Source organism: Psychrobacter sp. FDAARGOS_221 (assembly GCF_002313155.2).
Classification (GTDB): domain Bacteria; phylum Pseudomonadota; class Gammaproteobacteria; order Pseudomonadales; family Moraxellaceae; genus Psychrobacter.
On sequence record NZ_NWFK02000001.1, the window covers coordinates 2,258,104 to 2,270,157 of the forward strand.

The window sequence follows — 12,054 nt, forward strand, 5'->3', positions numbered from 1 at the left end:
CACCCAAAACTGACTACAGAGAAGGAACGAGTCACTACAGGACCATGACGTATGTCACAGTTACTCACAAACTGCTACCAAACCTCGATATTTAATCTTTAATTGAGCTATTAAGGTGATAACTAAGTTTAACGAGGCTTTAAGTTTAAGTTCTCGGTCTATAAAGCGGTATAACGATTAAGTCAGCACTTATCATTTATTTATCGCTTATAACTAATCTTATAACCAATAAAGCCTATTTATTAAAACCATTTATGAAAACCAATCTAAGAGGTTTGATTATGCGTAAACGTAATTCGTCAGTGTTAACTCAAGTTCTATTAGCGACAGTCTTGGGTATCGGTGTGACAGCCTGTAGCAGCCCTGAACAGCAGGATGCAGAAGTTGGTGAAGAGCCAGCAGTATCTGCTGATGCTCAAGATGATATGCAAGCGGATGCCATTGGAAATGATACTCAGCAGGCGCCTGAAGTCGACGACGATATCGAGATGAGCGATGATGATCAAGTCGAAGATGACGATATCGATGATGACATGGATGACGACGCTGATGTTGACGATGACGTGGAAGCAGATGAGTCAGAGAGTATTGATGCTGATGAGCCAGTAGAGGCACTTGATGATGACGAAATCGCCGATAGCACCGGTGAAGAAGAGCACTTATCGACCTACTAAGTCATTAACTTATATTAAGTTATTCAAATAAAGGTCGATAATTCACATAAAGCGCACTAAACATTTGCTTATAGGGCGCATTTTAAGCGACAATATAGTCTTATACGAATAGCCTTATACGACCTTATGCTAGCGGACAGCTCATTTAATATCTGTCCAATAACTGCCTAGCTAGAGCGAAACGGTCATTATGATGGCCATTATTTCGCTCTTTTTTCGCTTATTTGGGTCTGCTATTTTAGATTCATTTTCATTATTTGGAACCGTGTCCACGCTTATGTCAAACGCTACTTCAGATCGACCTATTGCCCTTGATTTGCAAAATATTCACAAAAGCTACGGCTCGCTTGAGGTATTAAAAGGGGTGTCACTCACTGCCTATGATGGTGATGTGATCTCAATTTTGGGGTCGTCAGGCTCGGGTAAGTCGACATTACTTCGCTGCATTAACTTGCTTGAAAAGCCAAACCAAGGCACGATCACCCTTGGTGATGAAACCCTTGATTTGGTGCCTACTAAATCGGGTGAGCTGGATGCAAAAAGCCGCTCTCAGCTTGAGAGTCTAAGAGCGCGCGTTGGTTTTGTATTCCAAAACTTTAACTTATGGCCACACAAGACCATTTTAGAGAATATTATTGAAGGTCCTACCCAAGTATTAAAGATCAGCAAAGATCAGGCCATCAGCGAAGCCGAAGCGCTGCTTAACAAAGTGGGCTTGTTAGACAAAAAATCAGCTTATCCAGCCAACCTTTCAGGCGGTCAGAGACAGCGTGTGGCTATTGCTCGTGCACTGGCGATGAATCCACGCGTGTTGTTATTTGATGAGCCAACTTCAGCACTTGACCCTGAGTTGGTGAATGAAGTGCTTGCCGTTATGCGAGATTTGGCTGCTGAAGGTCGCACCATGTTAATTGTGACGCACGAAATGCGTTTTGCCCGTGATGTATCATCGCAAGTGGTATTCTTGCATAAAGGGCGTATTGAGGAATCCGGTACACCACAGCAAGTATTTGATAATCCTACCTCAGTTCGAGTCCGTGAGTTTATGGCGTCGCATCGTGCGGATGCTAATCAATTACCTTAATTGTTATCATTGTTAATCTAAACAATCAGTTACACCCGATAAAACAAAGATAATACCCTCATGACGGGGACGCAAGTGGCGATAATCAAGTGCCACTCAGCGTCCCCTTTGTGTTGTTGCTAATTAATAATGCACGAAAACATTTGTTTTTAACTAAACCGTCATGTATTATTTTTGTTTATAAAGATTACTAAAACCTTATTTTACATAAGACGTTATATTCAGCCAGCTGTTGGCATTGGAGAAAAAAGCATGACATTTATCAAATTAAACAAGCAATTGTCTGGCAAGGTACTGCCTGCATTAGCATTAGCCGGTGTAGTAGGTTTGGCAGGCTGTGTAAAAGATGACGCAGAAACCAGTACTGATGCAGCTGCAACGTCTGCAGCGGGTGAAACCATTCGTGTCGCCACTGAAGGCGCATACCCTCCTTTCAACTATACTAACAGTGATGGTAGCTTGGGCGGCTTTGATGTTGACGTCATCAATGCAGTTTGTGAAGAAATGCAGGCCAACTGTGAAGTGGTTTCTCAAGATTGGGACGGTATTATCCCAGGTCTATTGGCTAACAAATATGATGCAGTAATCGCCGGTATGTCAATCACGCCTGAGCGTGCAGAAACGGTTGACTTCACTGAGCCGTATTTTTCAAACACTATGGTGTGGTTGGCTAAAAAAGACGGTACCTTTAGCCCAGATGATATTACTAACAAAAACTTAGGTAGCCAGCGTTCAACCACTTTGAGTGAATATCTGCTAAATACCTATGCGGACAAAGATGGTAACGAGGTGAAGTTATATGACACCTACGAAAATGCCTATCTTGAACTAAAATCTGGCCGTGTTGATGCCGTATTGGCAGAAAAAGTGTCTGCTGCTGACTGGCTTCCTGAAAACCCAGATTATGTTGTTATCGGTGAAGAAATTGATAATGATGACAACCTAGGTATTGCACTGCGCAAAAATGATCCGTTCAAAGCTGAGTTCAATGCAGCCATCACGACGTTACGTGATAACGGTACGTTAGCTGAGATTGAAGCCAAAAACTTTGGTGACGGCAAATAAGCATCGCTATTGAAGTGAGGTAGGGGTTAATGAGGCAACTTAAATGGTTGCTAATAATCGCTACCGAACCTTGCACAATATTTAATTTCATAGAAAGTTGGAAAAGTAATGAAACAGACAATGAAAGCAAAAAGTAAATGGACGCTGCTATCAGTAGCACTATCTGGACTAATGTTAACCGCTTGTGGTGGTAATGCTGATAGTGCTGCGGACGCTGAAGCAGGCGCAGCCAATGCTGATAGCAGTGCTGAAACCATTCGTATTGCGACTGAGTCAAGCTATAAACCACTAAGCTATACCGATGCTGCAGGCAATATGATTGGCTTTGAGATTGATCTAATCAATGCGCTGTGCGATCAAATGCAAGCCACTTGTGAAGTCAGCTCACAAGAGTGGGATGGTCTAATTCCAGGTCTACAAGCTAAAAAGTTTGATGCTATTTTTGCAGGTATGTCAATCACGCCTGAGCGTCTTGAAAAGGTTGATTTTAGTGATCCATACCTAGAAAACGGCTTGGTATTGGTTGCCAAAAAAGGCGAAGACATCAGTGTTGATGACGACTTCTCAGCCATTCCAGTGGGTGTACAGCGTGCGACTATCGCTGCTCAATATGTCGAAGAAAGTCATCCTGAAGCCGAAGTGAGCTTATATGACACTCAAGAAAACGCTTATTTAGATCTAAGCTCTGGCCGTATTCGTGCATTATTCTCAGATAAAGTAACTGCTGCCAGCTGGTTAAGCAGTGATGAAGGTCAAGCTTTTGAGCAAAAAGGCGATGAGTTTAAGACCGATGACAAAATGGGTATTGCCGTACGTAAAGGCGATGCTTTGGTCGAGAAATTCAATACAGCCCTTGCTGAGATTAGAGAAAACGGTAAGTATAATGAAATTGCTGCGCCTTACTTTGGCACCAGCAGCACAGCCGCTGCACAAGCAGCAGCTAACTAATTGATTTACTTGCTAGCTAGCTAGGTAGTCAATTACCTAAGTAGTGAATTAGTTAAATAATAGCCGCTTACTCAGTACTCATCTTATTCAGTACTCACTCAGTGCAGACCGACGTATCGGTTATCGAAAGATGAGTGCAGGGTCAGTGGTCGGCGAGTCAGCCAAATAAAAGGTGAAGCGCTCTAAATATAAAATAGCGTCACCTTTTACAACATTTTTATGAAGGATACAGGGATGAAATTAGTAACAGCAGGTAGCGAACAGCAGGCTCAGAACACTAAGAGCCGTGGCTTTAAGACAGCTGCATTATTGTCGACACTGGCACTATCAGTGGCGTTAACTGCATGCGGTGGTCAGTCAGAGGCTGAAAAAGCAGAAGGCGCAGAAGGTAATGCCAACTCAGAGGCTCAGACGCTAACCATTGCTACCGAAGGTGCGTATGCGCCATTTAACTATACCGACTCTGACGGCAACTTAGGCGGATTCGATGTCGATATTAGTAATGCACTGTGCGAACAAATGCAAGCGACTTGTGAAATAGTATCACAAGACTGGGAAGGCATTATCCCTGGTCTAAAAGCGAAAAAGTATGATGCCATCGTTGCTGCAATGTCAGTGACGCCAGAGCGTGCACAGCAAGTAGATTTTACTGATCCATACTTCACCAACTCTTTGGTATTTATTGCAACTAAAGACAGTGATTTTGATCCGACTCAGGAACAGATGATCAATGGTCGCAAAATTGCAGCACAGCGTTCAACTATCTCATCGCAGTGGCTAGAGACCACTTATCCGCAAGCAGACATTCAGATGTATGATACGTTAAATAATGCGTTCTTGGATTTGGAGTCTGGACGTGTGGAAGCGATGATCTCTGATAAGCTTCCAGCCATTGATTGGCTAAGTAGTAATAAGGATGAATTTACTATTAAGGGCGATGATATCGAGATCGATGATAACTTTGCCATTGCCGTGCGTAAAGAAGATCCATTGAAGCAGCAGTTAAATGAGGCATTGACTGCAATTAAAGCCGATGGCACTTATGACGCTATTAAAGAAAAGCATTTCCCAGCACCATAGGCTGAGCTTGATTTAATACGGTTATTTAAAAACTCAATGCAGCGGCTCATTCATATCGTTTAATACAGCTACTAAGTATTGTTCAACTATCGATTAAGCGCCATCTAATCTAGTTAGGTGGCGCTTTTGCAATATAGGTATTAAATAGCCAACTCATTGCGATATGTGACTAAACACTGCTTATATTAGGTTATATTAGATGCAGTACTAAGTGCATCCCTCACTTTCAAAATGAGGACATGCCCTAGTATAATGTGCTAAAATTTGTTGTTTGCATATTCTCTTTTTCTTCCTCTTAATCATTAGGTAGCTTCTAACGTGTTTGATTTGCAAGGTTTTGGACATCTCTTACTTAGTGGCTCGTTGATTACCATCAAGCTTGCCGTATCAAGTCTTTTGATAGGGTTGGTATTGGGTTTGCTGGGTGCAACTGCAAAGCTTTCTAAGTTTTGGGTGTTGCGAAAATTAGCGACCGTTTATACCTCAACCATGCGTGGTATTCCAGAGCTGCTATTGGTGCTATTTTTGTACTATGGCGGCTCGATGCTGATCATGGGTATATTGCAGCAATTTGGTTACAACGAATATGTTGAGGTGAGTCCCTTCTTAGCAGGTATCTTGGCATTATCTATTGCGTTTGGTGCCTATGCTACCGAAGTTTTCCGGATGGCGATTCAAGAGATACCTAAAGGACAATGGGAAGCAGCTGAAGCCATTGGTATGAAGCCAATGCAGGTGTATTTTCGCATCATTGTGCCGCAAGTCTGGCGCTTGGCGTTACCTGGATTAGGTAATTTATTTCTGGTGCTATTAAAAGATACTGCTTTGGTATCTGTGGTCGGTCTGAAAGATATCATGTACCATGCTGCTCGTGGTGCACAAGCAACGCAGCAGGCGTTTACTTTTTATATGGCAGCGGCCTTTATTTATTTGGGGCTCACTGTAATAGTAACCGCTATTATGATGTGGCTTGAGTGGCGAGCAAATCCTGCGCAGCGCTATGCGAAAAAAATTGCGAAGCAAAAGGTTTCGCAGCCATTAAATGCAGCTGAAGGGTAGGGGATAGTTATGGATTGGAATTGGCAGGTTATTTTTCAATATCTTCCGGACCTATTAGGCGGAGTGGCGTTAACCGTTCAGTTGGTAGGCATTTCAGGTGTTTTGGGTTTATTCTTTGGCCTGATACTGGCATTACTGCGGTTATCGAATAATAAATTGGTGCAAGTGCTGCCGTTTTTATATATCTTCTTTTTCCGTGGTACGCCGTTATTAGTACAGATGTTCTTGATCTATTATGGCTTATCACAGTTTGATTTCGTTAAAGACTCTGCATTGTGGGAGCCGGTATTAAAGCAGCCATTTTGGTGTGCAATTATCGCATTCACCCTGAATACCAGTGCTTATACTGCTGAGATTATTCGTGGTGCTATTCAGTCTATCCCGCCAGGTGAGCTAGAAGCAGCAGATGCGATTGGTATGTCACGTTGGCAGAAGCTAACCCGTATTACTTTACCTAGAGCGTTTGGCATTATGTTGCCCGCTTACAGTAACGAAGTTATCTTTATGTTAAAAGGCAGTTCGCTAGCGATGACCATTGCCTTAATGGACATCACAGGTATTGCTAAGACCATTAGTGCCCGTACTTATACCATCTTTGAGCTTTATTTTGCGGCGGGTGTTATTTACCTAGTACTATCTTGGGTGGTGTTAATCGCCTTCCGTTTGATCGAAAAGCGCATGAATCGTCACAGCAGCTATGTGCCGCCAGATGTGGGCACCCAAACCGTTCCTTAGCGTAAATTACAATAGCAGTCTATCAAATCAAAACAGCCAGTATATTACTATACTGGCTGTTTTTTTATGCTTATTATTTTTATACAAAATGAGAAAGCCGATTAAAAAACTGATTCACTAGAAAGCTCAATTAACTTTAAACGCCATATTAAAATCACGCAAATAGCAATCCAAAGCAAACAACCAATCATAACTGGTCCATAAATGACGATTATTACGCTAATTTATAACACTGTCATTAAAACGTAAGCGAAATGTCACAAAACTTAAGTAGGCTATGTCGGTATTCAATCAAATGCTGTACCCCCTCTTTTGTTCAAATTTTTCTTACATTGTTTATTTAAAGGTATTAAAGCTATGCGTGATCAAGCATCAGATGATGAAAAAGTAATGGATGTGGCCAATAAATTATTAAGCACCTCGACCAATCGCCGCCGTGTACTAAGCTTTTTAGCAGGGGTACCGATGTTGCCATTGGCAGGGTGTGTGACATCTGGTTCAGTGAATGACGCAGGTTTATATGGTGCATCTCGTCATACCAACGCAAAGTTAGCGCCTCTGACTAAAGCAGTTACAGAGGTGAATTTTATCGGTATGCAAGCGCCGTCACTGGCCAATCCTGAGCAAATGGCAACCATGTTTGTCGATTCAAAAATGCAGGCCAAATTTAGCGATGGCAGTGAGCAAGTATTTGATTTGAGCTATACCCCTTTTTTTATAACGGGCGATATGGTACCAGACGGTAAAGGTGGGACAACACGTGCAGGACAACTTTATAATATCGATAATCAGCCCTTATACGATGCCTCCGCTGGTCAGCCCGTTCCTTTTTATTCTAACTGCCCAGATGGCTCTTCTTTGATACGTGTTAAAGGCGCCAATGTACCCGGTGTGAAAGGCAATCCAGTATTTGCAGTAGTACAGTTTGAGTATGCCAGTATGGACCGTTCTGGCAAAGATACTTGGGGTCGATTACCATCACCGATTGCCGTATTAACCTTGGATCAAAACCCAGACACCGGTGAGTTAAAGCTGGTTAAATATCACAATATTGATACCTCACCTGTGCATGGTTTATGGATTACTTGTGGTGCGTCATTATCTCCCTGGGGTACGCATCTGTCTTCAGAAGAATATGAACCCGATGCTCATAATTTAGCCAAAGAAGATGATGGTAAGTTTTTAGACTTTAGTAAAGCGTTGTATGGTAACCAAAACAAAGCCAATCCTTATCACTATGGTCATATGCCAGAAGTTTTTGTGAATCCAGATGGCACAGGTTTTGTTAAAAAGCACTATAACCTAGGCCGTATCTCGCATGAATTGATTCAGATGATGCCAGATGAACGCACTGCCTTAATGGGTGATGATGCGACTAACGGCGGCTTATTTATGTTCGTGGCAGACAAGCCTCGTGACCTGTCTTCAGGCAACTTATATGTGGCCAAAGTACAGCAAACCTCAGCCAAAGGCGTCGGCACTGGCGAATTTAAAACACAGTGGATTCATCTAGGTCATGCTACCAGCGCTGAGGTTGAAGCGATGGCCAATACCTTCAAGCCAGAAGATATCATGAGCGTGAAGTATGAAGACCCGAAAGATGCCAGCTACACAAAAGTATATTATGGCGGTAAGCCAAACTGGATTAAATTAAATCCTAATAACCGTATGGCTGAAAAAGCCGCTGCGTTCTTAGAAACTCACCGTTATGCGGCACTAAAAGGTGGCTCAATGGCCTTTAGTAAAATGGAAGGCACCACGGTTAATGTCAAAGATAAGATTGCTTACTCTGCTATGGCCAGAATTGAGAAATCAATGGTCGACCCAGTTAAATATGGTGATTATGGCGTACAAGTTGCACAGAACAAATCAGGTGCGGTCTATGCACATCGCTTAAGTGGCGGTCAAAAAACAATCAATACCAATCAAGCGATTGATTCACAATGGGTGCCAGTTAGCATGTCAGTACCGCCTAACTTAGCCGGTGAAGACATCGCTGCAGATAATTTAGGTAATAAGTCGCACCCAGATAAAGTCTCTTGCCCAGATAACATCAAGTTTTCTGAAAAAATGCGCACCTTATTTATCGGTGAGGACTCAGGCACTCATGTGAACAACTTCTTGTGGGCCTATAACGTGGATACACATCAGCTAACCCGTATCTTATCAACGCCAGCGGGTGCTGAGTCGACAGGATTGCATGCGGTCGATGAAATCAATGGTTTTACTTATATTATGAGTAACTTCCAGCATCCTGGTGAAGGCGTAGAAAAGAACAGTAAGATTAACGCTCAAATTATGCCACTGGTTAAGCGCAACTATAAAGATAACTATGGTGCAGCCGTTGGTTATTTAGGCTTAAAAATGGACAGCTAAGACAGTAAATTAGCAGTAATAACAAGTTGCTTCACAAAAAACCTCAAGTTAACACTTGAGGTTTTTACTTTGTGGCTGTGACAGGCTAATATGGAAGCAATATTTTTATTACTGCATTGAATTTTATTTATGTCAATTTTTATGCCTTCTTTTGCAAAATCTATTATTTCTTCGGCAACTGCGCCGTTAAAAAAGTCTTATTCAAGTAAAGAGGCCGCAACATCAAGCGTAAAAAAATCAAAGCCTTCAGACACACCCTTTACCATCCCGCCAAGTGAGTCGATTAGCACAGCAGATCACTTGCGTTACCGCTATTATGAGAAGTGTGACCTGATTACACCGGCCAGCCCTATATATTTAACCAATCTTTATGAAAAATTGGATGATTTGGAAAACTTTGATTTGGATGACAATGATTTGATGTCAGACCTGGTAGGTTGTGAGTCAATGTTTGAGAAGCGACCGCTGTCACTGAGTAATTTCTTTGAAGGCTTAGCTCAGCTCACCACTACTGGCGCGGTGGAGATAACTGAGATTGTAGAGTCGATCCATTCTGAAATTATACTAAGACCGCTCGGACGCTTTAATGAAGATCACTTGCGTCGATGGCAACAAGGACTTATACGTAAGGCATATAACGTGGTGCGTCAGGGCATGAATCATGTCGGTAATAGCATCACCCAAAATGGGGTAAGGCTGTATCGCAAAAGCTTAAAAAAACAAGATCGAAGAATACTGCCTGACAAGCTGAAGATGTTAGCCAATGTCTTGAACGGCATGCTTGGCAATCACTTGGTCACTCGTAATAACCCTTTGGCTGTTCCGATGATGCTCTATGACAGATATGGGCAGCCTTTTGGTACTGAGGTGTGTGGCCGAGTGGTCATTCTGTGTCATGGTCTGTGCTTAAGTTATTTAAGCTGGTATCCGACAGAAAGTGACAGTTTGGGTGAGAAAGTTGCCTTATCGCAGCCGAAAAGTACGGTACTTTATTTAGATTACAATACTGGTAGACGCATCTCTGAGAATGGGCATTGCTTAGATCAACTGCTACATGAGCTGGTCGAAAACAATCCAGATATCACCCAAATTGATCTAGTAGGATATAGCATGGGTGGCTTGGTATCGCGCAGTGCGTTGTTTTATGGTGAGCTGCATGACAGCAGTTGGGTCGACCGTGTCGGCAACTTGATTACGGTTGGCACTCCGCATCAAGGCGCGGGTCTGGAGCGAATTAGCCATCATATTCTAGATATTATTGGTAACGTGCCATTTGCCGGTTCATTGTCAAAAATGGGTAATATTCGTAGTGCCGGCATTATTGATTTACGTCACGGCAGTATCCGTGATGCTGATTGGAAGCATTTGCTGAGTCGAGATGTGTTACCAGAGGAGTTTCGACATCCTGCCAGACTACCGACTCATATTCATACTTTTTTAATTGCAGGATCTATTGCAGAAGGCGTTTATGACTCCAAGGCAAGTAATTGGGTAGGCGATGGTTTGGTTACCATTGAGTCTGCGTTAGGAGAGAGCGAAGGTGAGCACGACTTATTGGTCCCAGATGGGCATAAAGCAGTGTTTTACGGCATTAATCATTTGAACTTGCAAGATGATAGCCGAGTGCATGAGCAAGTGGTATTTTGGTTAAATGATAATGGTAAAACAGACTTTGCCTTAAACAGTCGTATTCAATCTTTTCCAGACAATGATATGGAAGTGATTGTATAGTTAGGCTGAGCGGATTTATTTAAAGAGAGAAAGACACTTGAGAGTAATGCAGTTATGACAATAACCGGTATTGTCATAACTGAAATCAGACATTATTCGTCATGATAAACTGTCATTTAACATGACAAATTGTCGGTGTTGCGGACAAAAGTATGGCGATAGATTAGCTGAATATTTGCTCTACATCTTGTTTGCTAAACTTATAGACTGAGCCGCAAAAACCACAATCCATCTCAAATGTCCCTTGCTGCTCTTCGATAATCTCAAGCGCTTCTGCCTCACCGATTTGAGCAATGGCTGCTTCACATTTTTCACGTGAACAGGTGCAGCCGAACTCTAAAGCAACTGGCTCAGGGACGACCACTTGTTCTTCATTATATAAGCGATAAATAATTTCGCTGGCGTCTAAAGTTGTTAATTCATCAAACTTAATGGTGCGGGTTAACAGGCTTAAACGGGTCCACAAGTCATCATCAATACCTGCTGATTCGTTTTGCTCAACTTCATATATCTCTTCAGCGGTACGCGGTAGCATTTGTACTAAGATACCGCCGGCTTGTAAGCCATCACACGCTAAGTTAATTAAGGTTGGAATCTGCGCCGACTGCAGTTGGTAATGCGCCAAGCACTCTGCCAACGTGTCATAGCTGCGCTCAACGATACCTTGATAAGCTTCGCCGCCTTTAGGCTGAATGTTAATAAACATCACGCCTTTACCAGGAGCACCGAGTTCTGCAAAGGCTTCATCTGCTGTTTTTTTGTTGGCCCAAGCCTGTTGCTGCTCAGTGGTTTCATGCTTCCAGCTTGCTAGTGCGCGGATAATACCGGCTTGGTCACATTCAGCCATCGCCCAGTTGATCAAGCTGTTTTCGTCAGAAGATTGCAGCTGAATAGACAAGGTACCGTCTATCTTTAAGGTACCGATCAATAAGCTGGCGGCGGTTAACATTTCGCCCAGTAAGCGTTTGATGGATTCAGGGTAATCTTTTTGCGCCGTAATGGTCGCGTAGCTGTGCTGTAAGCGTACGACATCGCCGCGAACTGGAGAGTCTTCGATAAAAAAGCGTTGGCGTAAGTCGTGGGTTGCTGTGGTCATGTAATATCCTGATTAGTCGTATGGATTTGATTGATGAGTTTTGGTTGGTTGCTGTCATCATTTGTTTATCAATGGCTATTATATTGGGGATAAGCTGCTATTTATCAATATCGACAGCACAGAGTTTATGCAAATAAAATTTGGGTGAAATCAGCTTGTCTTGTACGATAAGATGTTGATTTTAAAGGTTAATTTCTAATGTGTAC

General features: G+C 42.6%; 10 protein-coding genes. 9 read left to right on the forward strand and 1 reads right to left on the reverse strand.

Features of this window, described 5'->3' with window-relative positions; all coding sequences use genetic code 11:
- The first annotated feature begins 281 nt into the window (after positions 1–281).
- From A6J60_RS09495 to A6J60_RS09535, 9 genes are all read left to right on the forward strand, one after another.
- Positions 282–674, forward strand: coding sequence for a hypothetical protein (locus tag A6J60_RS09495; RefSeq protein ID WP_096065777.1), 393 nt, complete (start codon positions 282–284; stop codon positions 672–674).
- A 277-nt stretch (positions 675–951) separates the two neighbouring features.
- Complete coding sequence (locus A6J60_RS09500) at positions 952–1,758, forward strand: ABC transporter ATP-binding protein (protein WP_096066546.1); 807 nt, start codon at positions 952–954, stop codon at positions 1,756–1,758.
- A 252-nt stretch (positions 1,759–2,010) separates the two neighbouring features.
- Positions 2,011–2,823 carry a transporter substrate-binding domain-containing protein gene (locus A6J60_RS09505; RefSeq protein WP_096065778.1) on the forward strand — a complete coding sequence of 271 codons (813 nt, stop codon included), beginning with the start codon at positions 2,011–2,013 and terminating at the stop codon, positions 2,821–2,823.
- 108 nt (positions 2,824–2,931) lie between these two features.
- The gene (locus tag A6J60_RS09510) at positions 2,932–3,771 is read left to right on the forward strand and encodes an ABC transporter substrate-binding protein (RefSeq protein ID WP_227526110.1); all 840 of its coding nucleotides are present in this window, start codon (positions 2,932–2,934) and stop codon (positions 3,769–3,771) included.
- 234 nt (positions 3,772–4,005) lie between these two features.
- Positions 4,006–4,851, forward strand: coding sequence for an ABC transporter substrate-binding protein (locus tag A6J60_RS09515; protein ID WP_096065780.1), 846 nt, complete (start codon positions 4,006–4,008; stop codon positions 4,849–4,851).
- Between the two features lie 318 nt (positions 4,852–5,169).
- Positions 5,170–5,910, forward strand: a complete 741-nt coding sequence (locus A6J60_RS09520; RefSeq protein WP_096065781.1) for an ABC transporter permease — start codon at positions 5,170–5,172, stop codon at positions 5,908–5,910.
- A 9-nt stretch (positions 5,911–5,919) separates the two neighbouring features.
- The gene (locus tag A6J60_RS09525) at positions 5,920–6,645 is read left to right on the forward strand and encodes an ABC transporter permease (protein ID WP_096065782.1); all 726 of its coding nucleotides are present in this window, start codon (positions 5,920–5,922) and stop codon (positions 6,643–6,645) included.
- 390 nt (positions 6,646–7,035) lie between these two features.
- Positions 7,036–9,021 (forward strand): alkaline phosphatase PhoX, encoded by a 1,986-nt coding sequence (locus tag A6J60_RS09530; RefSeq protein WP_193778100.1) that lies wholly within the window; start codon positions 7,036–7,038, stop codon positions 9,019–9,021.
- Between the two features lie 129 nt (positions 9,022–9,150).
- Positions 9,151–10,752, forward strand: coding sequence for a GPI inositol-deacylase (locus A6J60_RS09535; RefSeq protein WP_227526111.1), 1,602 nt, complete (start codon positions 9,151–9,153; stop codon positions 10,750–10,752).
- Between the two features lie 163 nt (positions 10,753–10,915).
- Here A6J60_RS09535 and A6J60_RS09540 read toward each other — a convergent pair whose 3' ends face one another.
- Positions 10,916–11,848 carry an Hsp33 family molecular chaperone HslO gene (locus A6J60_RS09540; protein WP_096065783.1) on the reverse strand — a complete coding sequence of 311 codons (933 nt, stop codon included), beginning with the start codon at positions 11,846–11,848 and terminating at the stop codon, positions 10,916–10,918.
- Positions 11,849–12,054: the final 206 nt, after the last annotated feature.